This window comes from Enterococcus sp. DIV0240d, from assembly GCF_051711245.1.
In the GTDB taxonomy this organism is placed as follows: Bacteria; Bacillota; Bacilli; order Lactobacillales; family Enterococcaceae; genus Enterococcus_D; species Enterococcus_D casseliflavus.
Genome location: NZ_JBIOMG010000001.1, coordinates 2,895,984 through 2,921,780 on the forward strand (window position 1 = coordinate 2,895,984; position 25,797 = coordinate 2,921,780).

The 25,797-nt window shown below is 41.9% G+C and carries 27 protein-coding genes; all 27 read right to left on the reverse strand.

The genetic code is table 11. The annotated features are described in order from the left end of the window. Nucleotides 1-87: 87 nt before the first annotated feature. Nucleotides 88-969, reverse strand: a complete 882-nt coding sequence (locus tag IGJ25_RS13940) for an ROK family protein (protein ID WP_005228730.1) — start codon at nucleotides 967-969, stop codon at nucleotides 88-90. 124 nt (nucleotides 970-1,093) lie between these two features. After that, complete coding sequence (locus tag IGJ25_RS13945) at nucleotides 1,094-1,552, reverse strand: GNAT family N-acetyltransferase (protein WP_005228727.1); 459 nt, start codon at nucleotides 1,550-1,552, stop codon at nucleotides 1,094-1,096. Nucleotides 1,553-1,591: 39 nt separating this feature from the next. Next, a complete protein-coding gene (yidD, locus tag IGJ25_RS13950) occupies nucleotides 1,592-1,867 on the reverse strand; it encodes a membrane protein insertion efficiency factor YidD (RefSeq protein ID WP_016608771.1) in 276 nt (91 codons plus the stop codon). 91 nt (nucleotides 1,868-1,958) lie between these two features. After that, nucleotides 1,959-2,135, reverse strand: a complete 177-nt coding sequence (locus IGJ25_RS13955) for a DNA-directed RNA polymerase subunit beta (protein ID WP_005228723.1) — start codon at nucleotides 2,133-2,135, stop codon at nucleotides 1,959-1,961. A 20-nt stretch (nucleotides 2,136-2,155) separates the two neighbouring features. Beyond that, nucleotides 2,156-3,448, reverse strand: coding sequence for a UDP-N-acetylglucosamine 1-carboxyvinyltransferase (gene murA / locus IGJ25_RS13960; RefSeq protein ID WP_081116365.1), 1,293 nt, complete (start codon nucleotides 3,446-3,448; stop codon nucleotides 2,156-2,158). Nucleotides 3,449-3,538: 90 nt separating this feature from the next. Then, complete coding sequence (locus IGJ25_RS13965) at nucleotides 3,539-3,772, reverse strand: DUF1146 family protein (RefSeq protein WP_008380880.1); 234 nt, start codon at nucleotides 3,770-3,772, stop codon at nucleotides 3,539-3,541. Nucleotides 3,773-3,932: 160 nt separating this feature from the next. After that, nucleotides 3,933-4,355: a F0F1 ATP synthase subunit epsilon gene (locus IGJ25_RS13970; RefSeq protein WP_005228716.1), complete on the reverse strand. Its 423-nt coding sequence runs from the start codon at nucleotides 4,353-4,355 to the stop codon at nucleotides 3,933-3,935. Between the two features lie 31 nt (nucleotides 4,356-4,386). Beyond that, nucleotides 4,387-5,793 (reverse strand): F0F1 ATP synthase subunit beta, encoded by a 1,407-nt coding sequence (gene atpD / locus IGJ25_RS13975; RefSeq protein ID WP_005231864.1) that lies wholly within the window; start codon nucleotides 5,791-5,793, stop codon nucleotides 4,387-4,389. 26 nt (nucleotides 5,794-5,819) lie between these two features. Continuing rightward, on the reverse strand, nucleotides 5,820-6,722 hold the full coding sequence (locus tag IGJ25_RS13980) for a F0F1 ATP synthase subunit gamma (RefSeq protein ID WP_005228710.1): 903 nt from the start codon (nucleotides 6,720-6,722) through the stop codon (nucleotides 5,820-5,822). A 15-nt stretch (nucleotides 6,723-6,737) separates the two neighbouring features. Continuing rightward, the gene (gene atpA, locus IGJ25_RS13985; RefSeq protein WP_005228708.1) at nucleotides 6,738-8,294 is read right to left on the reverse strand and encodes a F0F1 ATP synthase subunit alpha; all 1,557 of its coding nucleotides are present in this window, start codon (nucleotides 8,292-8,294) and stop codon (nucleotides 6,738-6,740) included. Nucleotides 8,295-8,317: 23 nt separating this feature from the next. Continuing rightward, nucleotides 8,318-8,860, reverse strand: a complete 543-nt coding sequence (locus IGJ25_RS13990) for a F0F1 ATP synthase subunit delta (protein ID WP_010749797.1) — start codon at nucleotides 8,858-8,860, stop codon at nucleotides 8,318-8,320. Beyond that, nucleotides 8,847-9,371, reverse strand: coding sequence for a F0F1 ATP synthase subunit B (atpF, locus tag IGJ25_RS13995; protein WP_005228706.1), 525 nt, complete (start codon nucleotides 9,369-9,371; stop codon nucleotides 8,847-8,849). Before atpF ends, IGJ25_RS13990 begins: the two co-directional genes overlap by 14 nt. A gap of 88 nt (nucleotides 9,372-9,459) precedes the next feature. Beyond that, entirely contained in the window at nucleotides 9,460-9,672 is a 213-nt protein-coding gene (atpE, locus tag IGJ25_RS14000) for an ATP synthase F0 subunit C (RefSeq protein WP_005228705.1), read from the reverse strand. 32 nt (nucleotides 9,673-9,704) lie between these two features. Continuing rightward, nucleotides 9,705-10,424, reverse strand: a complete 720-nt coding sequence (gene atpB / locus IGJ25_RS14005; RefSeq protein WP_008380872.1) for a F0F1 ATP synthase subunit A — start codon at nucleotides 10,422-10,424, stop codon at nucleotides 9,705-9,707. 293 nt (nucleotides 10,425-10,717) lie between these two features. Further along, nucleotides 10,718-11,176 carry an SsrA-binding protein SmpB gene (gene smpB / locus IGJ25_RS14010; protein ID WP_081116364.1) on the reverse strand — a complete coding sequence of 153 codons (459 nt, stop codon included), beginning with the start codon at nucleotides 11,174-11,176 and terminating at the stop codon, nucleotides 10,718-10,720. A 15-nt stretch (nucleotides 11,177-11,191) separates the two neighbouring features. Then, nucleotides 11,192-13,552, reverse strand: coding sequence for a ribonuclease R (rnr, locus tag IGJ25_RS14015; RefSeq protein WP_081116363.1), 2,361 nt, complete (start codon nucleotides 13,550-13,552; stop codon nucleotides 11,192-11,194). Nucleotides 13,553-13,555: 3 nt separating this feature from the next. Continuing rightward, nucleotides 13,556-14,308 (reverse strand): alpha/beta hydrolase, encoded by a 753-nt coding sequence (locus IGJ25_RS14020; RefSeq protein WP_005228701.1) that lies wholly within the window; start codon nucleotides 14,306-14,308, stop codon nucleotides 13,556-13,558. 123 nt (nucleotides 14,309-14,431) lie between these two features. Next, nucleotides 14,432-14,668, reverse strand: coding sequence for a preprotein translocase subunit SecG (gene secG, locus IGJ25_RS14025; RefSeq protein ID WP_005228700.1), 237 nt, complete (start codon nucleotides 14,666-14,668; stop codon nucleotides 14,432-14,434). Between the two features lie 156 nt (nucleotides 14,669-14,824). Beyond that, the gene (locus IGJ25_RS14030; RefSeq protein ID WP_015510184.1) at nucleotides 14,825-15,097 is read right to left on the reverse strand and encodes a GNAT family N-acetyltransferase; all 273 of its coding nucleotides are present in this window, start codon (nucleotides 15,095-15,097) and stop codon (nucleotides 14,825-14,827) included. A 17-nt stretch (nucleotides 15,098-15,114) separates the two neighbouring features. Further along, nucleotides 15,115-16,071 carry an alpha/beta hydrolase gene (locus tag IGJ25_RS14035; RefSeq protein WP_225000565.1) on the reverse strand — a complete coding sequence of 319 codons (957 nt, stop codon included), beginning with the start codon at nucleotides 16,069-16,071 and terminating at the stop codon, nucleotides 15,115-15,117. A 138-nt stretch (nucleotides 16,072-16,209) separates the two neighbouring features. Then, nucleotides 16,210-17,901, reverse strand: coding sequence for a Cna B-type domain-containing protein (locus IGJ25_RS14040; protein WP_225000566.1), 1,692 nt, complete (start codon nucleotides 17,899-17,901; stop codon nucleotides 16,210-16,212). Between the two features lie 29 nt (nucleotides 17,902-17,930). Further along, nucleotides 17,931-19,499, reverse strand: coding sequence for a prealbumin-like fold domain-containing protein (locus IGJ25_RS14045; protein ID WP_438779415.1), 1,569 nt, complete (start codon nucleotides 19,497-19,499; stop codon nucleotides 17,931-17,933). Between the two features lie 527 nt (nucleotides 19,500-20,026). Beyond that, nucleotides 20,027-21,082: a hypothetical protein gene (locus tag IGJ25_RS14050; RefSeq protein WP_081116360.1), complete on the reverse strand. Its 1,056-nt coding sequence runs from the start codon at nucleotides 21,080-21,082 to the stop codon at nucleotides 20,027-20,029. A 156-nt stretch (nucleotides 21,083-21,238) separates the two neighbouring features. Further along, nucleotides 21,239-22,540, reverse strand: coding sequence for a surface-displayed alpha-enolase (gene eno / locus IGJ25_RS14055; protein ID WP_005228686.1), 1,302 nt, complete (start codon nucleotides 22,538-22,540; stop codon nucleotides 21,239-21,241). A 112-nt stretch (nucleotides 22,541-22,652) separates the two neighbouring features. Next, on the reverse strand, nucleotides 22,653-23,408 hold the full coding sequence (gene tpiA / locus IGJ25_RS14060) for a triose-phosphate isomerase (protein ID WP_010749804.1): 756 nt from the start codon (nucleotides 23,406-23,408) through the stop codon (nucleotides 22,653-22,655). A 63-nt stretch (nucleotides 23,409-23,471) separates the two neighbouring features. After that, nucleotides 23,472-24,662 carry a phosphoglycerate kinase gene (locus IGJ25_RS14065; protein ID WP_005234355.1) on the reverse strand — a complete coding sequence of 397 codons (1,191 nt, stop codon included), beginning with the start codon at nucleotides 24,660-24,662 and terminating at the stop codon, nucleotides 23,472-23,474. Between the two features lie 99 nt (nucleotides 24,663-24,761). Then, nucleotides 24,762-25,763 carry a type I glyceraldehyde-3-phosphate dehydrogenase gene (gap, locus tag IGJ25_RS14070; RefSeq protein WP_005228677.1) on the reverse strand — a complete coding sequence of 334 codons (1,002 nt, stop codon included), beginning with the start codon at nucleotides 25,761-25,763 and terminating at the stop codon, nucleotides 24,762-24,764. Nucleotides 25,764-25,797: the final 34 nt, after the last annotated feature.

A 25,797-nucleotide genomic window follows, 5' to 3' on the forward strand; every position in this document is an offset into this window, starting at 1 on the left:
AAGGTTTTTCCCCTTTGCTTGCTGCCGATACGCTTTGATTTGATACTTTTTTTTCAAACGGACGTTTGAAAACATTACATCCTCATGTTAGCGGCTATTTCGTGGATACAATGCTTGAAAATTTGCCGCCGCCCCAACTAAATTGGCGTCATTGCGATAGTCACATAGCTTGATCAGTGGGACGAAATCATTTAATGCTTGATCCGCCAACATTTTTTTCAAGCGCTGGTCCACTTCTTCTAACAAGCCTTTTTTGGCACTGACACCACCGCCGATAATGATCACTTCAGGATCAAAAGCAAACTGAATACTGAACAGTCCTTGTGCTAAATAGTTGTAAAATTTATTGACTTCCTCGATCGCAATGGCATCGCCATCTTCTGCACGTTGAAAGACCTCTTCACCGGTAATCGTCGTTCGATCCACTCCGATCCGATCACAATACCGCCAGGCCATCTGAACCGCTGTCCCTAGTTGCGAAAATGTTTTGCCTTGATCTAGGATCATCAACCCAAATTCGCCACCGTATAAATGTGCCCCACGGACTAGCTCACCATTTTGAAACAGGGTACCGCCAACGCCTGTTCCGATCACAACGAAGGCTGCTTGCTGATACTCTTTGCCCGCTCCTTGATAAAATTCAGCCATCCCAGCGCAATTGGCATCATTTTCGATGGTTACGGGTACCCCAAACGCTGCTTCGAGTTCTGAGTAAATATCAAACCCATGGATATAAGGGATCGCACTAATGCCGTCGATCCGCCGTTCTTGGGCATTGACCGCACCTGGCGCACTGATTCCAACGCCTTCAATCTCTTCATCTACGCTTGCCCTCACTTGCTGCAGCTGTGCTTTCATTTCCTCCCAAGTATTTGGAGTAGTGAACTTCCCTTTACTCACCAAAGAATCTTGTGCCCAGACGCCATATTTTACTGCTGAACCACCCATATCAAAGACTAAAATCGCCATTTTTTTCCCTCAATCCTTTATTATTCTGATACTGTCTATTTTACCGCAAGTCGGCGCTTGAAGAAAGCGATTTCCGAGGACAAGAAAAAAACAGTCTCATTCACTTAGACTGTCTCTTCATCCATTAGAGTTGTTTTTCCAAAATCACTTGATCGAACAGCTGCTGCCCATTCTCAAAAATCGGTTCGACATAGTGGGTGGTGAAATAATTCTTCACCCGCTCTTTTTCAACATAGCCTTGCTTTTGGTACAAAGTCAAGGCTGCAGAGGGCAGACTACCAGTTTTGATCACTACGATCGGCCGTTTTGCCCCGAGGTGCTGACTGAGGATCGCTTCTTCGGCAGCTTGCAGCAATTGACGACCGATGCCCATTCCTTGCTTTTCTGGCGAAACGGCCACATTCATGATCTCCCAGTTCTTGCCTTGATTTTGATAAACTAGCACACCAATCATTTCTCCAGCTTCTTCATAAACAAGTGTTTGGCTATTATATAGATAGCTTTCTACGACTGCTTTATCAGGATCTGCATCCAGCAGCAACGCCCAAGGATACGCTTCATTAGGGGCGATTGGACGAATCATGGCTTTTTGGCTCCTTTTTTATATTTCTGTTGATTCCTTTTAACTTTTCCGATAACGGTACGTTGGTTTGACTTTGTCTTTCGTATTTCTTTTTAAAGTAAACGTCTGGGGTACGTAATCTATTCCGCCTTTTACAAAGGGATGGCAACGTAAGATACGAGCTACCCCCATCAAGCCTCCTTTGGCTGCTCCATGGACTTGGATGGCTTGGATCATGTATCCTGAGCAAGTCGGATAATAACGACAGCTAGGAGGAAATAATGGGGAAATAAAACGTTGATAGAAACGAACAAAGCCGATCAAAAGTTTACTCATTCCTTGCCAGCCTTTCTTTTTAGCGTACGATTCAGTAAAGATAGATAGAAAAAACTAGGACTCAGCACGTGGCGTAAGTCCTAGTTATGGTTTATTTCATAAACTCAAAGATATGATTCCAAAGACTTGGAGAGAATACTTTAAAAGGACTGCCGTCACCGATCACTCCATAACCAATCATCGTTCCTGCTAGGAACAATAAAATAGCTAATAAAATGACGATTAAAATTTTTATCAAGCTAGTTAAAATATAACGGTTCAACTTCACTTTTTTCTCTCCTACTCCTATTAGGCGTTAACTGGTACGACTTCTTCTACTGCGTCAGAAACTCGTTCAACAGATGCCCCTAATTGTTGCAATTTTTCGTGGAATTTGTAGTAGCCGCGATCCAAATATTTTAGATTGCGAACACGCGTCCGTCCCGTTGAACGCAAACCTAATAAAATCAACGCTGCTGCGGCACGTAAATCTGTCGCATAGACCAGCGCACCTTGTAATTCATGGCCGCCTTCGATCACTGCAACGTTGCCGTCAATTTTTACATGGGCATTCATGCGACGCATTTCTTCTAAATGTTGGAAACGATTCTCAAATACCGTTTCATTCACAACACTCGTTCCTTGCGCTAATAATTGAATAGCAGACATTTGCGCTTGCATGTCCGTAGGAAAACCTGGGTGAGGCATCGTTTTCACATCTGTTGCCTTCAAATGTTCAGGTCCGACCACACGAATCCCTTCAGCGACTTCAGTCACTTCTGCGCCCATTTCGATCAATTTTGAAATCAATGGACGATTGTGCTCTGAGATCGCATCTTTAATAATAACGTCTCCTTGGGTCATTGCTGCTGCAACCATAAAGGTTCCTGCTTCGATACGGTCTTGCACGATTGAATGATCTACTGCATGCAGGTGTTCGACACCTTCAATACGCATCGTTTCGGTTCCTGCACCAAAGACCTTGGCACCCATTTTATTCAAAATGTTTGCTAAATCAACGATTTCTGGCTCACGAGCGACGTTTTCGATGATGGTGATGCCTTTAGCTTTTACGGCAGCCATCATGATATTTTGCGTGGCGCCGACACTTGGGAAATCCAAGTAAATGCTATTGCCTTTTAACTCATCGGCGATCGCTTCTATGTATCCATCTTTTTGGATGATTTGCGCGCCTAGTGCTTGAAATCCCTTCAAATGTAAATCAATTGGTCGTTTGCCGATTGCACAGCCGCCAGGCATTGCCACTTTGGCATGTCCATTACGGGCTAACAAAGGCCCCATGACTACGATTGAAGCGCGCATTTGGCTCACATACTCATACGGTGCTTCGATTGCTAATTCTTGTGACGCATCGATCGTCATTGTGTTGTTTTCTTCTTCAAAATCGATTGCGACATTTAAATGCCGAATCACTTCTTTCATTGTTAATACATCGGAAAGGATCGGTACATTTGTTAATGTCGTTGTTCCTTCTTCCGCTAATAAGCTTGCCGCTAAGATAGGTAGAACAGCATTTTTTGCCCCTTCGATCTTCACTGTTCCAGTTAATCGATTACCACCTTGAACGATCATCTCTTCCATTTATGTTCCCTCCAAATAATGCAGTGACTCACACAAATCTTGCCAATTATAGCATAATATTCGGTGTTTTTGCATATATTAATGAAATTCTTAAAAACCTGTTAAAAATAAATTACGACATAGCGCAATCAACTCAAGGAAAAAAGTACTGGCGGTGTAGCCTAATGCAATCGCAAGAAACACCATGACCATTCGTATCTGAGTCGTTCGTAAAGCTTTAAAAAAAGCATCGATCCGCACAGATTGCAATGCCCAAAATGCTAAATAGATGAACGCTAAATGACTCACGATTCGAATGATTGCATCAATTCCATACACTTGCATACTTCCTGCTCCTTTTTTCATAATTGAACATTCCTATCATACCACAAAGATGTCAAGATAAAAAATAATCTTTCTTGAAACCTTCATGAAAAGACTTTAAAAAGTTTTTAAAACGTTTTCTTGAAGAAACAAAAAAACAAAGGCAAGATGCCCTTGTTTTTTAGGAATGTTTTGACACGTTGATTCGATTGATGGCGCGGTGCAAAGCAACCGTTGCGCGCCGAAGCTGGTCGATATCCTCGACTTGTTTGGCTTCTTCGATTTGGCGTTCTGCACGCTGTTTTGCTCTTTCTGCACGTGAAACGTCGATGTCACGATCACGTTCCGCACTATCGGCTACGATCGAGACAACATTGTCTCGCACTTCTAATATACCGCCGTTGACAGCGACCCAGTCGACATGGGTATCTGAATCAATCCGTTTGACCCGGACTTCATCAATCGTCAATGGAACGATGATTGGGGCATGGTGCGGCAAAATACCGATCTCACCATCTGTTGTACGTGCAACCACGATTTTCGCGTGATGATCGTAAACCAAACCAGCAGGTGTCACCACATTGACTGTTAAAAATTGATCCATGAGGTTCCCCTCTTTCTTCAAGGCTGGTTAATTAATAGCCAATTTTTTTCGCTTTTTCAATGACATCTTCAATTCGTCCAACACTGCGGAAGGCTTCTTCTGGAAGATCATCATATTTTCCTTCAAGAATCTCTGCAAATCCTTTGATGGTTTCTTCAACTGGCACATAAGAACCAGGTTGTCCCGTAAACTGTTCCGCTACGTGGAAGTTTTGTGACAAGAAGAATTGAATGCGGCGTGCGCGGGCAACTAAGGTTTTTTCATCATCAGACAATTCATCCATCCCTAAGATGGCGATGATGTCTTGTAATTCCCGATAACGTTGCAACGCATGCTGTACTTCAGTCGCTACTTCATAATGTTTTTCACCAACGATTTCAGGTGCTAACGCACTAGAAGAAGACGCCAGTGGATCAACGGCAGGATAGATCCCTTGTTCGGTCAATTTACGTTCCAAGTTGGTTGTTGCATCCAAATGGGCAAAAGCAGTCGCAGGTGCTGGGTCTGTATAGTCATCGGCAGGGACATAGATGGCTTGAATAGACGTAACAGAACCTTTTTTCGTCGATGTGATCCGTTCTTGTAATTGCCCCATCTCAGTTGCTAATGTTGGCTGATACCCAACGGCCGACGGCATCCGACCTAGTAAGGCAGATACTTCAGAACCTGCTTGAGTGAAGCGGAAGATATTATCGATAAACAAGAGCACGTCTTGTCCTTCCACATCACGGAAGTACTCGGCTAATGTCAAACCAGTCAAGGCTACCCGCATCCGGGCACCTGGTGGTTCATTCATTTGTCCAAACACCATGGCTGTTTTTTCGATAACGCCTGATTCTTTCATTTCATTATAAAGGTCATTTCCTTCACGTGTCCGTTCACCAACACCTGTGAAGACAGAGATCCCACCATGCTCTTGGGCGATGTTGTGGATCAATTCTTGGATCAAGACGGTTTTACCAACACCGGCACCACCGAAAAGTCCAACTTTCCCCCCTTTTAAATAAGGAGCTAACAAATCAATGACTTTGATCCCAGTTTCAAGGATCTCCGTACTTGTTGACAATTCATCAAAGTCAGGTGCTTTTTTGTGAATCCCACTGCGGGGTGCCTCTTCAGGAAATGGTGCTTCTAAATCGATGGTATCGCCTAGGACATTAAATACCCGTCCTAATGTTTCTGTCCCAACTGGAACAGAGATGGAGGCGCCTGTATCGATTACTTCCATTCCTCGTTGTAAGCCATCTGTTGATTCCATGGCAATCGTACGGATAACGCCGTCGCCAAGTTCTAGGGCAGCTTCTAACACAACTTTTGTTTTCTGCTCATCTTTTTTGTAAACAATCAACGCATTGTTGATATCTGGTAATGATTGGTCTAGAGAGAATTCCACGTCAACAACGGGACCAATGACTTGAACAATCTTGCCTGAACTCATTCGTATTCCTCCATTCGTTCTTGAAACTATTCTAACGCGGATGCCCCCGCCACAATTTCAGTAATTTCTTGGGTGATCGCTCCTTGGCGCGCTCGGTTGTATGAGATCGTCAAGTCCCCAATAATATTTTTGGCATTATCTGTTGCTGTTTTCATCGCTGTCATTCCGGCAGCATGCTCGGCTGTTTTTGCGTCAACAATCGCACCATAAATCAAGCTTTCAGCGTATTGAGGCAGTAATTGATTCAAAATCGCTTCTCTGGAAGGTTCAAACAAGTATTCTTGTTCATAACTTTCGGCTTCTTCAGGATCTAAATCGGATATCGGCAACATTTTCTCCACACGAAATTGGCTAGTCAATGAATTGATGTGATGGTTATAACACACATATAATTCATCGAAGACCTCGTTTTGGTACATCGTGGTTGCCAATGTTACGATTTTACGTACCTCATCAAAGCTTGGTTGATCCGAAAGGTTTCTTAACTCGTACGCCAAATTGATGCCCCGTGCTTTGAAAAAGTCAGCGCCAGTTGCACCAATGGCAATCATGACATACTCTTCTTCTTTTGCATGGTCTTCATCCAGCATGGTCATCATTTGTTTTAAGATGGAACTATTATAGCCGCCCACTAGACCGCCATCAGAAGTGATGACGATATAGCCTGTGCGTTTGACCGGGCGACTAACCAACATACTGTTATAGTTCACACCATCTTTAGGACCAGAACCTGCAAGATCGGAAAGCTGCTGCGCAGTCAAATGCGTAACGATTTCACGTACTTTGTTGGCATACACTTGAAACTGTTTCGAATGAGCTTCAGATTTTGTTAATTTTGCAGCTGAAACCATTTGCATGGCCTTTGTGATTTGGCTGGTTTTCTTTGTTGAGGCAATTCGTTGCTTGATTTCATTTAATGAAGCAGCCATTTTCTCTCACCTCTTTTATGCGTTTTGCATTGTCGATATTTTATCTTGCGGTGTCACCCGAGAACTGTTGGATGCCATGAAAATATCTTTGAATGCTTTAATGGTGTCATCTAACAAGCTTTCTTCTGGCAAGTCTTTCGTTGTCCGAATGGTTTCAAAAATCGTTGCTGCGTTTGCTTCGATATACTCAAATAATTCTGCTTCAAAGTCCAATAGTTTATTGACAGGTACACTATCAATGAATCCATGCGTCAACGCATAAAGAATCACGACTTGTTTTTCGACTGCCAATGGTTCATGTAGTTTTTGCTTTAAGATTTCAACGGTACGACGACCGCGGTTTAATTTGGCTTGTGTCGCAGCATCTAGATCAGACCCAAATTGTGTGAAGGCTTCTAGCTCGCGGTAACTTGCCAAGTCCAAACGCAAGGTTCCAGCAACTTTCTTCATCGCTTTGATCTGTGCAGAACCACCAACCCGTGAAACGGACAATCCAGCCGCTACGGCAGGACGCACACCTGAATAGAACAGGTCATTTTCTAAGAAAATTTGTCCATCTGTGATAGAAATCACGTTGGTTGGGATATAGGCTGAGATATCTCCCGCTTGCGTTTCAACGAACGGCAGTGCCGTCATTGATCCGCCACCTAGTTCATCACTTAATTTCGCTGCACGTTCCAATAAACGAGAGTGCAAGTAGAAGACATCCCCTGGGTATGCTTCACGACCTGGCGGACGGCGTAGAAGTAGAGAAAGTTCACGGTAAGCGACTGCTTGTTTTGATAAGTCATCAAAGACGATCAAAACATGTTTGCCGTTATACATGAATTCTTCTCCCATTGCTGCCCCGGCATAAGGTGCGATGTAAAGCAATGGTGCTGGTTGTGAAGCACCTGCTGAAACAACGATCGTGTAATCAAGTGCACCGTAACGGCGTAATGTTTCTACTTGTGCACGAACCGTTGAGTCTTTTTGGCCAATAGCGACATAGATACAGATCATGTCTTGCCCTTTTTGGTTGATGATCGCATCGATCGCAATCGTTGTTTTCCCGGTTTTTCGGTCACCGATGACTAATTCCCGTTGTCCACGTCCGATTGGCACTAAAGCATCAATAGCTTTCAACCCTGTTTGCATTGGTTCCGATACGGATTTCCGTTGCATTACACCTGGTGCGGCTGCTTCAACTGGGCGTGATTTGTCTGTTTCGATCGGACCTAAGCCATCGATCGGTTGCCCTAATGGATTCACTACCCGGCCAATTAATGCATCGCCGACAGGAACTTCCATGATTTTACCGGTTCGTTTTACTTTGTCTCCTTCACGAATGGTTTCAAAATCACCTAGGATGATGATCCCGACGTCGTTTGATTCTAAGTTTTGTGCCATCCCATAAGAACCGTTTGAAAACTCAAGCAGTTCTCCACTCATGGCATTTTCTAAACCGTGGGCGCGGGCGATCCCGTCCCCAACATATGTGACAGTACCGATTTCTTCTACAGAAAGTTCGTTCTGATAATTTTTAATTTGCTCTTTGATCAAGGCACTAATTTCTTCTGCTTTGATGGCCATCCGATTCACCTCTTATCTCTTGTTTATCTGCCGATTTTTTGTCGCAGATAATCCAGTTGGCTCTTAATACTACCGTCGATCACTTGATGATTTGCTTCAACGATGACTCCGCCTAAAATCGTTGGATCGACCGTTTCTTTCAATTGTGCCTGCTTGTACCCAAGCTTATCGGCGATTTGCTTTTCGATTTTGCTTTTTTGTTCTGCTGACAAAGCAACAGCCGTTGTGATCGTTCCGAGAACAAGACCTTGATATTCATCGTAACGACGTTCGTATTCATCAATGATCAGCAATAGATCATCCATGCGATCATATTCATAAACGATCTCTAAGAAATTTCTGACCAAGCCTTCAAAGCCCTTCAGCAATTGATCGACTAATTGTCTTTTTTCATGGAGATCCAAGCGGTTATCCGTCACGATCTGACCGAATGTTGGAATCTCCTGATAAATCTGACGCAAGGTCATTAATTCTTGGTAAACTTCTGTCAAGCGCTGTTCTTCCATCGCCAATTCGAACAAGGCTTTTCCATAGCGTTTTCCCACCGTGAATTTATCGAGTTTCATTAACTGAACCCAATCCTTCGATATATTGATTGATTAGGGATTCATGATTTTCGGGAGTCAATTCGCGTCCTAAGATTTTTTCTGCGATTTGAAGCGAAAGTTCTGCAACATCATCTTTCACTTCTTTTAACGCAGTTTCTTTTTCAAGGGTGATGTCTGAGTTTGCTTTTTCTTTCAAACGAGCCACTTCTTCTTTGGTCTCGCTCAAAATATTTTGTCGACTCAATTCCCCGCTATCTTTGGCGCTCTTGATGATCTCCGCAGCTTCAGAATGAGAACGTGCCAATTTTTCTTGGCGTTCTTTTTCTAATTTTGCTGCATTCAAGCGTGATTGTTCCGCTGAATCCAAATCATTGGCGATTTTATCTTCCCGTTTTTGCATCATGCTGCTGATGGCATCCCATGCAAAATGTTTCAATAAGAATAGCAAAAGAAGAATTGATCCGCTGACAACGATAATATTGCCAAGCATTGGATTTTGAACTTCCGCTATAACCAACTGATTTAGCATAACGATTCTTCCTTTCTGAAAGTCATTGTTTCATTAGAAAAAAGCAAAAACGAGTGCAATTGTTCGTTTCTGCCTTTTCGTGCTTGTCTTATCGGAAGACTAATAACAGCGCGATAACTACCCCTAGAATCGGTACAGCTTCGACTAACGCGACCCCGATAAACATTGTTGAGCGTAGTTGACCTGACATTTCAGGTTGGCGTGCCATTGATTCGATCGTTTTTGCGATTACTTGTCCGTTACCATATCCTGCACCAATTGCTGCTCCGATAATTGCTAATCCTGCTCCAATAAAGTTCATTCTTTTTTCCTCCTAATTGTATGTCGATTCGATTAATGTTCTGCCACGATTTTGTGGCTCATAAATACCATGGTCAATGTAACAAATACATAAGCTTGGATCGCTCCAATAAAGAGTGAGAAGCCAATCCAGATCATTTCTAGCGGCATCACGATCGGTAATGACCACCAACCAAGACTAATAAACATGTTGGCAATCAATCCTAATAACACTTCCCCCGCGAATATATTTCCATATAAACGCAAGCCTAACGTGATGACATTCGTAAATTCTTCGATGATTTTTAGCGGTAATAAGAACCCCACCGGTTTCAAGTATGAATTGATCAAGTAATTTTTGAAGCCCAACGACTTGATCCCAAAGAAATGTGTCAAGGAAATAACCATAAGTGCGAGTGTCAGTGTAACAAACGGGTCTGCTGTCGGACTTTTCCATAAGGTAATGTCATCTGTCGTCACGATTTTTGTGACTAACCCGATCTCATTTGCCACAAACACAAAAAGAAACATTGTTACACCGAGCAAATGAAAGTTGTTCACTTGAGATCCTGGTAGATTGTCCGCTACGATACCGCGAACAAAGTCAATGACCCATTCAATGAAGTTCTGCTTCCCTTTCGGTTTCATTTGCAGATTACGTGTACAAATAAAGACCACCAAAAAAACAATAATACAAGAAATGATTGTCATCATAGCTACAGTTCCATCAAACCATATAGGACCGATATGAAACATAAGCGATTTATCTTCCAATCTTTCTCACCTCTTTTCCTGTCATCTCCAGAAAAAAATCTGGTGTTACAATGCGTTTCCTCTCATAACAATCGGTATCATACCACCACGAATGGAAAATTTCAAAGCATTTTCAAGAAAATTAGACAAAAAACTCACAATGCCAAAAATCCTAAATTAAATGAAAAATCCCCGTGTCGCTATGTGGAAGAAAAAGCCTGTTATATCAACAGCTTTCCCTTAAATGCTACCAAATTTAGCGCGATTTTCAAAGCAATAACCTCTATCGGATTCTAAAAGAAGTTCTTAGAAAATTAGAAATTTCTAAGAACTCGGTCAATTTGTCTTTCTTGATCTTTGCGTTTCAAGGATTCCCGCTTGTCATATTCGCGTTTTCCTTTCGCTAAACCAATCAAAACTTTGGCATAACCATCCTTGATATACACCTTTAACGGAACGATCGTCATGCCTGTATTTTTTGTTTCGCCAACCAGACGAGCAATCTGCTTTTTATGCAGTAACAGTTTTCTTGTCCGTAGTGGATCATGATTAAAAATGTTTCCTTGCTCGTAAGGGCTGATATGCACATTGACTAAGAATGCCTCACCATTGCGAATGCGTACAAAGCCATCTTTCAAATTGATCCGACTGTTACGGATCGCTTTGATCTCTGTTCCCTGTAAGACGATCCCCGCTTCGATCGTATCGAGGATCGTGTAATCATGGCGGGCCTTTTTGTTTTGGGCGATTAATTTCCCTTCTCCTTTAGGCACGGGCCATCCCTCCATTTATTTTTTCTTGATTCCTTTGTAAAAAGGTTTTTTCTTTTTCACTTTGCCAGCTTTCTTTGACTTGCCTTTACCGGTTTGTTCAAAGCGTTTCCCTTGTTTTTTCTCAAGGTTGTGTTGTTTTTTCCCGCGACGGTTCGCTTCATTTTTTTGATGGTTGTTTCGTTTGTTGGCTTTTGGTGCTTGCAGTTTTTCGACTTCTTCTGCTGCTACCAATTCGAAATCGATCTCTCTTGTTTCAGGATCAGCTTTCACGACTTTGATACGAACTTTTTGACCAATTTTAAAGGTCAAGCCTGTCCGTTCACCTACAAGTGCCAGATGGTTTTCCAAATAATGGAAGTAATCTTGCTTCAGATTATTGATATGGATCAGCCCTTCAATCGTGTTAGGCAATTCAATAAACAAGCCAAACTTAACGACGGAACTGATGATACCGTCAAACTCTTCTCCTACTTTATCGGCCATATACTCAGCTTTTTTAAGCGCATCGACTTCTCTTTCTGCATCGACTGCTCGTCGTTCCATTTGGGAGCTGTGCATTGCGATGTCAGGCAAGATTTCAGCCCATTTGTTTTGGTTGGCTTCAGAGACATCTTCACTGTAAGAACGAATCAAGCGATGCACGATCAAGTCGGGGTACCGACGGATCGGTGACGTGAAGTGGGTATAATCTTCCGCTGCCAAACCATAGTGGCCGACGTTTTCTTCTGAATACTTCGCTTGCTGCATACTTCTGAGCAGCATCGTATTGACAACCATTGCCTCTGGCTTATCTGCGACATCTTCAACCACTTTTTGCAGTTGTTTTGGTGAGATCGAGCCGTTGGTTTGTTTGACTACAATCCCTAAAGCAGAAGCAAAATCAAAGAAGCGACGCATTTTCTCTTCTTTTGGTTCCTCATGGATCCGATAAATAAATGGTAAATGCTTCCGATTGAAATGACGCGCCACGGTTTCATTGGCTGCCAACATGAAGGACTCGATCAATCGTTCGCCGACGCCACGTTCTCGCAGAACGATTTCTTGCGGGTGCCCTTCTCCATCGACCAAGACTTTCGCTTCGCGGTCTTCAAAAGAAACCGCCCCACGCTTGATCCGCATCGTTTCTAACACGTGGTGCAAGGCGGCCATATCATGGAACATCGGTACTAGTTTCGCATATTCTTTGCTGGTTTCTGGATCATTGTCTTCAATAATTTGATTGACTGCCTGATAAGTCATGCGGGCACTTGTTTGAATAATACTTTGGAAAATATTGTAATCCGTGACGATCCCCTCTTGGTTGATCCACATTTCACAGCTCATGGCCAACCTTGGGACATTCGGATTCAACGAACAGATCCCGTTTGATAAACGTTGTGGGATCATCGGAATCACTCGATCCGTTAGATAGACACTCGTTCCCCGCTCAAAAGCTTCTTTGTCCAACGCACTGTTTTCTGTCACATAATAAGAAACATCTGCGATATGCACGCCCAAATAGAAGCTGCCGTCAGGCAATGCTTTTACCGTCACCGCATCATCCAAATCTTTGGCATCCGCTCCATCGATCGTTACGATCTGTTGATCTCGCAAATCCCGTCGTTCTGGAAAGTCAGCAGGATCGATCGTATCGGGTACTGCATCTGCCGCTGCCAAGGTTTCTTCCTCAAATTTTGTGGGAATCCCATTCGCCACGACGATCGATAAAATATCCATTCCAGGATCGTTTTTATGCCCCACAACTTTTGTGATCAACCCCTCTAAGCTTTTCGAATAGCCTTTTTCTGGATAATGGCTGATCTCAACGATCACGATGCTGCCGTCTACTGGACGAATTCCTTGGGCGCCGATAAACACCTTTAAATCGCTTAGTTTTTTATCTTTAGGTTGAACAACGCCATATAGATCCGATTCTTCGATCTCTTTTTCGTCAAATAATGTAAACTCGCCGACCAACTGACTGATGGCGCGTTGCTTGATTTCTACGACCTTTCCCTCTGCGCCGCGATCTGAAAAAGGATCGGCAACATGCACGATGTCTACAGCAACGGTGTCGCCGTCCATGGCATAGCCTGTTGCTTCTTTAGGGATATAAATATCGTCTTCTTCTTCATCCAACGTGACAAAGCCGAAGCCCCGCTCGTTGGCACGGAAGGTTCCTTCCACAAACACTCGTTTCATTGGTAATTTCACTTTGCCTTTTTTGTTAAAAATCACACTGCCTTCTCGTTCCATCGCCGCTACTGTCTGGACAAGATTCTTAAAGTCTGTACTTTTTTGAAGTCCTAGACCTTCAGCAATTTCTTCCATTGAAAAACTTTTTTTACGGCTTTCTTCGAGAAACTGAATAATTTTTGTTTTAATCGTTTCTGTCATAACTCACTCTTTCCAAGCAAGTGTTTCTAAGAAAGCAAACACATCCTGCTCTAATTTTTTCCGTTCTGGTCCAACTGTCACCACATGACCACTTTGTGGATACCATTGAAGCGTATAGGGAACATGGGACAATGCCGCTGCGGTTTTGAAAACCGTCTGTGGATCGATCATTTGGTCCCTTCCTGCTTGCGCCAGGAAGATTGGGCGCTCGATTTTTCCTAAATGCTCAGCTGTGGTTTGTCCGACTGTTTCGATTCCTTGCAGTTGTTCTCTGACCTTACGAGGGACTTTTGCCAATATTTCTTTTTGGGTCGCCTCATCTAAATCAGCGTAGGGTATAACCATTTCAGCATACTTTTCAAAATTGACTGGTACTTCGTTCTTGGTTTCAAATAACGGTGAGCAAAAAAGACCGCCGCCCATCAATGTTGGGTCTTGCGTCAAACGATCCATCGCTAAAATCCCACCCATCGAAAGTCCAAGAACGGCAACTTCCTCATAGCCTTTTTCTTTCACATAAGCAACTGCATCCGCAGCATCCTGCTGCCAAACAGTCATTCCTTGATTTAAGATATCATCTGGATTCGGTGTACCATGTCCAGTAAACATCGGTGTATAAACCGTGTAGTCTTTTTGTTCTAACGAACGACAAAGCATGCGCACATCGTTAGGACTGCCTGAATAGGCATGGAACAAAATGACCGCTCGTTTGCCGTGTTCAGCAAAAACCGGTTTTGGTTGATTAAATGTTTTCATGTTTCCTTTCACCTCACGTCCAATTCTACCATAGTTAGCAAGAATACTTCGACAAATGCGATCAAAATCTTCCCGTTAAAAAGAAAAAAACCTCTCTTTACGAGAGGTTCGCTAACAAAGTGATTAGTTTGATGAAAGAAAAGCCAAAATAAAGAGCAAGACCATCCAAACAAAACCTAAAATGGCCGTTGAACGCTGCATCACCGCTTCAAATCCACGGGCTTTTTGCTTACCAAACAATTGATCTGCACCGCCGGTAAAGGCACTAGCTGCACTATTTTGCTTGCTAGGCTGCATCATGATCGTAATGACCATTAAAATCGAAATAACGATCACAGCAGTTAATAAGATGTTATACACGTTAGCTCCTCCTTGCTTGCTAAAGTCGTCCTTTCCATTTTAGCATTTTCCGCTGGAAATTACTACTCTCTTTTTGTCATTGACCTTTGCAGGACGGTTTAAAAAAAAGACTGTCCTTTCTGACAGCCTTTTTCTCATAGATCACTTTCGTTCAAATCAGCGAACGAGTACGTCATCGTATTCTGGTTTTTCTTTGAACTCTTTGACCGCAAAGGAGCAGACAGGCATAATTTTTTTCTCTTCCCGTCTTGCTTTTTCAACAACCGCTTTGAGTAATTTTTGCGCCAATTGCTGGCCGCGATAATCAGGGTTGACGAAGGTGTGGTCTACTTCTAGAACATCATCTGGCGTTTCTTGCCATGTGATTTCTCCCACCTCTTTTTCTCCATCATACAAAGCAAAACGTTTATTTTCTTCTTTGATTTCCATTGCTTTCTTCCTTTCTATCAGACGATGTCTGTATTTTGTTTGATATTCTCAATGAATTGCAAAACGGTTGGCCAATATTCTGGTGCATCTTTCACTGCCTGTAAATGTCCCATATTCGCAAAGAGGACTTTTTGTTTCGGTCCAGCCGTTGCTTCCATTAAGGTATTGATCTCTTTTTCCGAAAGAAACGAATCTTTTTCTCCTTGTAAAAACAGCACAGGTAAATGGTTGCTGCCGACTTGTCGGGTCACCGAGATCTGCAAGAAGGGATAACCGACTAATTGTTTGCTATAGCGATTCGCTAAGCGCAAAAAGCGTTTGATCGGTAACCGAGAAAATTGCGGCAAGCTTGATCGGATCGCACTGTAAACGGACGTATAGCTGCTGTCTGAGATCAACCCAGCCACTTGCACCGGCATGACTTCTCCACTAGCCAGCAGTAAGGTCGCAGCCCCCATTCCTAAACCATAGAGGAAGATTTGTGTTTGTGGGTCTTTTTCCAAAATCTTATCGATCCACAAAAGCAGATCCATCCGATCTAGCCACCCTAAGCCGATCTCTTTGCCTTCACTGCGACCATGTGCACGTAAATCAGGAACCAAAACATTGTAACCAGCAGACCAGAATTTCTCGGCTGCCTCTTGACAATCTGCTTGCCCATCACTGCGATACCCATGCAAGCAGATCACCCACGTTTTTGCACACTGATCAAAGACTTCCGCTGTTAGGATCAGATCATCGGCGGTCGTTACCGTACATTCCGAACCTTGTGTCCAAAAAGCCGAACTCTTTGTTGCGATCCGCTCTTTGTATGGAATCCCCAGTTTCTTTCTGCCTTCTTTTTCATACCATTCATTGTTTCGCATAATGATCGCCGAAACAAAATAGCGTACGCCCTTTTTCAAAACAGACGTGCGATATACATAGTACACCATAAAACCAAAAATAAGCAGTAGTAGCAATAGCCAAACCATAGGATCCCCCCTTCATTTTAGTTTACCATTTACAATGGATTTCGGCCAAAGTTTTGTCGCACGTCTTAAATAAGTCCTATACTTTAAAAAAACTTTGCCCTGACTTCTAGCAGAGAAGCAGGACAAAGTTTTAATTGGTTAACTATGTTTTCGTCGATAAAGTATGCCAACGCTTGTAACGAGTAAAATACTTTCAAGGATACTCCACTCATAAGAAGAGCGCTCGTTTGTCTTAGGCAATCGTTTTTCAGTAGTCGCATGGTTTGCGTCATTCTTGTTGTCATCTTCCGATTGTTTAGAAGTATCTGGCTTTTTAGGTGACAACGGGACCTGCGGCTTTTTAGGATCACTCGGTGTTTTTGGTGTCTCTGGCCCTGTATAAGTGTTGACTAAGTTATAGCCATTTATTTTGGTGGTGTAATCTGGAATTTTTCCTTCTTGGATCGTGTAGGTATAGGCTTTTCCTTCGGCATCGTATTTTGGCAGATTGTCAAAGCGATAGGTCCAGTTGCCGTGGTTATCTGATTTTACATTTTTTTCTGCGTATTTTTCGCCGTTTCGCATCAGCTTGACAGTGATGTTTTCAGGGCGGGTGTTGAATTGGTTGTCGTTGTCATTCCAAGTTTTTCTGCCTGAAACTGTGGTTGTTTCCGTATTGACTAGGTCATAGCCGTTTACTTCACTGATATATCCAGAAACGGTTGCTTCTTGAATCGTGTAGACATAGGCTTTTCCCTTGGAATCATACTTAGGCAGATTCTCGAAGTGATAAGTCCAGTTCCCTTCTTTATCGGCTTTTACGATTTGATTGTCGATCTTTTTACCATTTTGCATCAATTCGACAGTGATACTTTTTGGTCGGATGTTGAGCTGATTGTTGTTATCATTCCATGTTTTCGTACCTGAAACTGTTGTTGTTTCCGTATTGCGGTACGTATTGACTAGATCATAACCGTTGATTTCACTGGTGTATCCTGAAACATTTTCTTCTTGGATCGTGTAAGTGTACACTTTTCCTTCGGTATCATACTTAGGCAGATTGTCAAAGCGATAGGTCCAGTTGCCTTTTTTATCTGCTTTTACATTTTTTTCTGCGTATTTTTCGCCGTTTTGCATCAGATTGACAGTGATGCTTTCAGGGCGGGTATTGAACTTGTTGTCGTAGTCATTCCATGTCTTCGTTCCCGATACTTCTGTCGTTTCAGTGTTACGGTAGGTGTTGACTAGGTCATAGCCGTTTACTTTGGTGGTATACCCATCAACGGGTGTTTCTTGAATTGCGTAGTCATAGGTCTGACAAGATTCGTCGGTTGTTGGTAGATCGGTAAATTCATAATGCCATTCCCCCTCTTTATTCGGGGTAACCGTTTTTGTTTGGAACACTTCACCGTTTTGCAGTAATTGAACCGTAATGCTTGTCGGACGGGTATTAAATTTGTTGTCATAATCGTCCCACGTTTTGGTTCCGCTGACTGTCGTTGTATCAAGAGACAGCAGGTGATTCATTGCAGCTAGTTTGATTATCGGTACAACCGTTTCATTGGCTTGAAGATCCCAGCGGTGGGTTTCCGCATTGACCAATACCGTATCAGCAATGATACTGCCGTCAACATTTTGGTGGACATCAACTGTATCACCAACAGCCAAAATCGTTCCTTGGAAGGGACTATTAATCGAAATCATTTGATTTTCTGGCTGATTAATAAAATTCCACAGGATAACGGCATCATCAAAATCTTCTGTTTCATGACTATTGCGCGTCGTGCCATCTGTATATTCTAGTTTAATTTGCGACTTGATATTAACGGTACTTGCTCCTTCTGTATCCACATTGATGAGTACAGGAGACGTGCCTTTTGTTAGCCTTTTGTTAGCCCTTTGATGGTAATTGGTGTATCTTTTTCTAATTCTGTTTTTGAAAGAGTAACGACTACCTTTTGATCTTCTTCATCAATAGTGTCTGCCGAAAAGGAAATTGGTTTCTTGTCGATTAGATAACCATCTGGCGCTTCTGTTTCAACAAAGGAATAGTCCCCTTCTGGAAGATCCGTTTCGATTACTTGTCCATCATCATTTGTGACCTCTTCATCAACCTCTTTATGTGTCTTTTTATTTTGAAGTTCGTAAACACCGTCATCAAGCGGGTTGCCTTGTTCATCCGTTAAGGTCAAAACAACCTCTTGCGTATCATTTTCAGCACGGGCGGTATTGATGACCCGCTGATTATTATCAGTAAAATCTTTGGTTACACCGGGTGTTTGCGGATAGACTCCTAGCCTTTCTGACGTCGCCTGTAACGTTGAAAATACCTTTTTAAAATCTATATACGGTTCACTTGCAGATTGATCTTGGAAAACTTCGGAAGTTTTCAAGTGATCCATTCTCTGTCCATTTACAAAAACGGCAGGTTGTTGATTTTGATCTGCTAAATCTACTGTGACTGATGGGCCAAAGACAACTTTGTTTTTTCTGCTATCAGTTCCTGACACAAAAGAAGAATTTGCGATCGTATTGACCTTTTGAATATAATTGATTTTTGTTGCCAACGAACCATCCTGAATACTGGTTCCAAAATTGACATTGCCATTTAGTTCTCCCACTGCTAAGTTTCCGTTCGTATGGGTATTTAGCGTCGCATGGTTAGCAAAAATATGAAAATACTGGGCTTCTCCTAGAAGTACGTCATCAACTTCTGGCACATCATTTTTAAAGCTGCCGCCACTTGATAGTTTTGAAGCTGCTGGCGCACTTGCTTGTGTATCAAGCGGTGATTCGATTGCTGTTGATGCGGTATTTGACTCTGCTTGTGGTTGTGACTCGCTGCTTTTTGTGGCAGGCTGTTTTTCGGAAGCCTCTGTTTGTTCCTGACTGTCAGCAAGCACTGCTTCGGCACTCGTTGCTTCTGTGGATGATTGATTGTCAGGTAGAACAACTGCTACATCTGCTGTGTTGATAATGTCTTCTTTCACTTGTCCATTTTCTTCATCTGTTTGAAGAAATGCGGATTTGATTGTCAATGTTTCAAGAGCTTTTGTTTGAAACGTTAGCGTCATTTGGCTAAAGGAGCTGCTAGTAGTTTCTTCCATCAGCTGCTGTCTTTGCGGATCATATGTAAATGGCGTGCCGTTGCTTTGGATTGATTCTGGCAGAACCATTTGTTCTCCTTCACTCAAGCTGAATGCCAGTTGATTAGCAGCAGACTGCTGATTCTTTTCTACCTCGATCGTCCAAGTGATTTTTCCTGTCGTAGGATCTGGTAATGAGGTCACTTGCGCTGTTCCTTTTTCATTTTGAAATAGAATTATTTTGGTGTTTCCCTCGGTGTCCGCATGAGCTGTACCGACTGGTAACAATGGTGTCACATAGGACATTACAAGCAAAGACAACATAACAATCGGGTAAGATATTTTTTTCACATAAGTACGCATTTCTCTTCCTCCAAACAACAAATTTTACTCAGGTGATTATCCTAATCGGAAAAAAGACAAAATGCAAAATACCTCAAAGTTTGTTTATGTGAAAAAAATGAAAGCAAGAACCATAAAATGATTCTTGCTCTCAGGAGAACTTGTGAAAACGAAATATAATTTCTTTAGTTTCAAAAAACAACAGAACAATTTATTCATGATAAATACTCAAAATCCAGAAAGAATCTTTTGTTTGTGATAAAAGTTCTTTCATTCAAAACTCTTGAGCAACAGCAGTGATGGGCAACTCGTTAAAATTTCACTAGTCAAAAAAATAATAAATGTAAACTGGAAATGAAAATTTTCATAAACAATCACATTATTTTCATTTTCGATTACAAAAATTTTAGCTGATTCTTTAAAATCTTACTGTTATTTTCCCTCTATTTATAAGTTCTCTTAATTTTTCAACTTACTTTCTATAGAAAAAAACTGTTCCTTGTTCATCTACTAGAAACAGATTTTTTCTATATAGCTTTCATTCACTTTTAATTACTAAAAGTTTGAGCAATCTCCTCTTGATCAAAGTCACAAGCCACATCCAAGGACAAAGAATCTGCAGTAGCCAATGCACCCCATGACACACAAAATCTTAAATCAGTTGGACTTTGATTCCCCTCAATAAAATAAGCTGGGAATCCCGAGTCAGACCTGTCAAGTTGATATACACCCCCGGATTTTTTCAGGAAACACTCATCGTCATAATATTGAGTTACAGCAAAATTAAGGTTATTGGCAGATTTTTTTAACAAATATTGCGCGCCATAGTATCTTTGCCCACTAACGATTTCAAAATCACGGAAAGAGTGTCGAGGAAGATCCGTTTTTATCTCAAGTTTTCCCTTCCCTTTGATCATTTTTAAATTAGGCAATAAGATAAAGCGACCGATTATTTCGTTGACCCAATCTGGATGACTTTCACCGTAGTAACTCGAAAAATTGCTATGACCATCGATTACTTTAAAAGAAATCGGCTCCCCGTTAAAGGTTAACCACCAGTTGCCAACAGTTGTGGGTAGCAACTGTTGACTATAAAGATCGCCAAACAATCTGTCTGGTCTTTCATCACATGAATCAGACACAGCTATATCCTTACAATACTTTTCTATATATACCAATAGATCTGTATCGTCTGTAACGACAGAATACGAGCTACCATCATCAATGATTAATTCTAAACTGCCTAATGGATGCTGAATGTACGGAAGATCTACATCACGATTCCAGCCTTCCCACTCAGGGTATGAACCAAAGATCAAAAGATCACCCAAAGAAATGCTGGGTAAAAAACCAGTTAGTACCCCTTCATAAAGATAAGTACCTTTGATTGCATCCAATAAATTATGGCCGCTCAGCCAAATAAGCGACTTTCCATTTTTCTTCTTTTCACTTGAACGCAAAATACTTGTGTCACCTGAATAATCGGTAATCAACCAATTATACTGGAGGATCACTTCTTCTGGAAATAAGTCAATAATTCCTGCAGCGGAAACGATATGTTCTGCTTCCTTTAAAGCTACATTATTTATGTACAATTTTTTCATCAGCATTCTCTCCTAAAATACTAAGTTTTCCTATAGTCTATCATAGAATTAGCATACCGAAAAAACTCGTAAAAAAATCCCCCCATGTCATTTAACATGAGGGGACTTTACCATCATTTCAGTACAGCCAAACGAAAATGTTTGATCAACCTGAAATTATTTATTTTTCAAGTTGTAGAATGCTTGCAAGCCTTTGTATTCAGCAACTTCACCAAGTTGGTCTTCGATACGTAGTAATTGGTTGTATTTTGCAATACGGTCAGTACGTGAAAGAGAACCAGTTTTGATTTGGCCAGCGTTTGTTGCAACTGCGATATCAGAGATTGTTGAATCTTCTGTTTCACCTGAACGGTGAGAAACGACTGCAGTGTAACCAGCTTCTTTCGCCATTTCGATAGCATTGAATGTTTCCGTCAATGTACCGATTTGGTTAACTTTGATCAGGATTGAGTTACCGATACCGTTTTTGATTCCTTTTTCAAGGATTTCAGTATTTGTAACGAACAAGTCATCCCCTACTAATTGAACTTTGTCGCCTAAGCGTTCAGTTAATAGTTTCCAACCATCCCAGTCGTTTTCATCCATACCGTCTTCGATAGTGATGATTGGGTATTTGTTAACTAATTCTTCTAAGTAGTCAACTTGTTCAGCAGCAGTACGTTTTACGCCGTTTTCGCCTTCAAATTTAGAGTAGTCGTAAACACCGTTTTCGTAGAATTCTGATGATGCACAGTCAAATCCTAGGTATACGTCTTTACCTGGTTCTAAACCAGCAGCTTTGATTGCTTCTAAGATTGTTTCAACACCGTCTTCAGTTCCTTCAAAACGAGGAGCGAAACCACCTTCGTCACCTACTGAAGTTTCTAAACCACGTTTAGACAAGATTGATTTCAAAGCGTGGAATACTTCAGTACCCCAACGTAAGCCTTCTTTGAATGTAGGTGCGCCTACAGGCAAGATCATGAATTCTTGGAAAGCGATTGGTGCGTCAGAGTGAGAACCACCGTTGACGATGTTCATCATAGGAGTTGGCAATACTTTTGTATTGAATCCGCCTAAGTAGTGGTATAAAGGTACTTCTAGGTAATCAGCAGCTGCACGAGCAACAGCGATAGAAACACCAAGAATCGCGTTTGCGCCTAATTTGCCTTTGTTAGGAGTTCCGTCTAAAGCGATCATTGCTTTATCGATAGCCATTTGGTCACGTACATCGTAGCCGATGATAGCTTCTGCAATGATGTTATTTACATTGTCAACTGCTTTCGTTACACCTTTACCGCCATAACGAGCTTTGTCGCCATCACGTAATTCAACTGCTTCGTGTTCACCTGTTGAAGCTCCTGAAGGAACCATTCCGCGGCCGAAAGCACCTGATTCTGTGTAGACTTCTACTTCGATAGTTGGGTTACCACGTGAGTCTAAGACTTCGCGTGCGTAAACATCAGTAATAATTGACATGTTTTGTCTCTCCTTTGAGTTTGTTTTATCTTAAGGGGAAAGCCCCTTGCGAACAACTTAATTGTAGTGAAAAAATCACGATTCTGCAAATGTTATTTTCATGAAAATGAAATTATTTTACAGCATCTAATAATGCTAGGAATGAATCAGCTTGCAAGCTTGCGCCGCCAACTAATGCTCCGTCAACATTTTCTTTTGCCATGTATTCAGCAATGTTTTCAGGTTTTACAGAACCGCCGTATTGGATACGCACGCTATCTGAAACTTCTTTGCCGTATAATTTTTCAACGGTTTTGCGGACAACGCCACAAATTTCGTCTGCGATGTTTGCATCCGCTGATTTACCAGTACCGATCGCCCAGATTGGTTCGTACGCAATCACAAGATTACTTACTTGACCGTCTGTTAAACCGTCTAAGCCAGCAGTGATTTGTCCTTCGATCCACTCCGCTGTTTTGCCAGCTTCATAGGTTTCTAAAGATTCACCACAGCATAGGATTGGGATCATGCCGTTTGAAAAGATTGCTTTGGCTTTTTTGTTGATGTCTTCATCTGTCTCATGGAAGTATTCACGACGTTCTGAATGACCAATGATGACATAGTCAACACCTAAATCTGCTAAAGCTGCTGGTGAAGTTTCACCAGTAAAGGCACCTTCATTTTCCCAGTAGCTGTTTTGAGCAGCAATTTTTAATTCTGTTCCTTCAGCAGCATTCACTAATGTTTCTAAGAATAGAGCTGGCGAACCGATCACAGAGTCAACTGTATCGTTGCTAGGAATTTTTGTTTTGACTGCTTCAGCAAATTCTTTTGCTTCTTTCGCAGTTTTGTTCATTTTCCAGTTTCCGGCAATAATTGGTTTGCGCATGTTCTGGCACTCCTTTTCGTTATCAAGCGTGCAAAGGAGATCCTTTGCACGGCTTGTCATTGATTATTTATCGTTGATCGCAGCTAGGCCAGGAAGTGTTTTTCCTTCTAGCAATTCAAGGCTGGCACCGCCACCTGTTGAGATGTGGGTAAATTTGTCAGCAAAACCTAATTGTTCTGCTGCAGCTGCAGAGTCACCGCCACCGATGATCGTTGTTGCATCTTCAAGGTTGGCAATTGCTTCACAAACACCGATCGTACCGTTTGCGAAGTTAGACATTTCAAACACACCCATAGGTCCGTTCCAAACGACTGTTTTTGCGCCTTTTAATGTTTCAGCAAACAAAGCGATAGTTTCAGGTCCGATATCTAAGCCCATTTGTCCTTCAGGAACATCACCAGTATGTTCTTCTGTTGGGACATCATTTGAAAATTCAGCAGCAGTGATTGAATCAACTGGTAATACTAATTTATCGCCAGCTTTTTCGATCAATTCTTTTGCTAATTCTACTTTGTCTGCTTCCACAAGAGAATTACCGATTTCCATACCTTTTGCTTTGTAGAACGTATACGTCATTCCGCCGCCGATCAAGATTTTGTCTGCTTTAGGAATCAAGTTTTCGATTACGCCGATTTTGTCAGATACTTTTGCTCCACCAAGAATCGCGATCATTGGACGTTTTGGTTCTTCGACTGCTTCACCGATGAATTTGATTTCTTTTTCCATTAAGAAACCAGCAACTGTTGGGATACCTGTTGAAGCGATCCCTACGTTTGAAGCGTGTGCGCGGTGTGCGGTACCAAAGGCATCATTTACAAAAACATCGCCTAAAGAAGCCCAGTATTTACCTAGTTCAGGATCGTTTTTGCTTTCTTTTTTGCCATCGATGTCTTCGAAACGAGTGTTTTCAAAAACAACGACATCGCCATCTTGCATGTTGTTGATCGCTGCTTCTAATTTTTCGCCGCGGGTTTCATCCACGAAAGTTACTTCTTTGCCTAACAATTCGCCTAGACGTTTCGCAACTGGCGCTAAAGATTTTCCAGCTTTATCTGCTTCTTCTTTCACACGACCTAAGTGTGAGAAAAGAATTGCTTTTCCGCCGTTTTCGATCACGTAATTGATTGTTGGTAATGCTGCTTTGATCCGTGTATCGTCTCCGATCACTCCATCTTTCAATGGAACGTTGAAGTCCACACGTACAAGAACTTTTTTATCTTTTAAATCGATATCTTGAACTGTCATTTTCGCCATGAACAGATTCCTCCTAGCATAATTGTTAAAAAAAGCGGAGAAGCGCGATGCTTCCCCGCTTTCTCTTGCGATGGTTTAAATTAAAGTCGTTCGCAACTCTTATAGGTTAGCGAAGTATTCTAAAGTACGTACTAATTGTGCAGTGTATGACATTTCATTGTCGTACCAAGCAACAGTTTTAACTAATTGTTTGTCGCCAACAGTCATAACTTTTGTTTGAGTTGCATCAAATAATGAACCGTAAGTCATACCAACGATATCAGAAGAAACGATTTCGTCTGTGTTGTAACCGTAAGATTCGTTTGAAGCTTCTTTCATTGCTGCATTGATTTCATCAACAGTTACTTCTTTGTCAAGAACAGTAACTAATTCAGTTAATGAACCAGTTGCAACAGGAACACGTTGAGCAGCACCATCTAATTTGCCGTTCAATTCTGGGATTACTAAGCCGATCGCTTTAGCAGCACCAGTTGAGTTAGGCACGATGTTTGCAGCAGCAGCACGGGCACGGCGGAAGTCACCTTTAGGGTGTGGTCCGTCTAGAGTCATTTGGTCACCTGTGTAAGCGTGGATTGTAGTCATTAATCCTTCAACTACACCAAATTTGTCGTTCAATGTTTTCGCCATAGGAGCTAAACAGTTTGTTGTACATGAAGCACCAGAGATAACTGTTTCTTCACCTGTTAAAGTTTCATGGTTTGTGTTGTAAACGATTGTTGGAACATCGTTTCCACCAGGAGCTGAGATAACTACACGTTTTGCACCAGCTGTTAAATGTTTTTCAGCAGCTGCTTTAGAAGTGAAGAATCCAGTACATTCTAACACGATTTCAACACCTAGTTCGCCCCAAGGCAATTCTTCAGGGTTGCGGTTAGCTAAAACTTTGATTTCGTTTCCGTTCACATTGAATGAACCTTCGTGAACTTCAACTGTACCGTTGAAACGTCCTTGTGTTGTATCATATTTTAACAAGTGAGCTAACATTTTAGCATCTGTTAAGTCATTGATAGCCACAACTTCGATTCCTTCTACTTCTTGGATACGACGAAATGCTAAGCGTCCGATACGTCCAAATCCATTAATACCTACTTTAACTGTCATTTAAGATTTCCTCCTTATGAAAATCATAAAAATA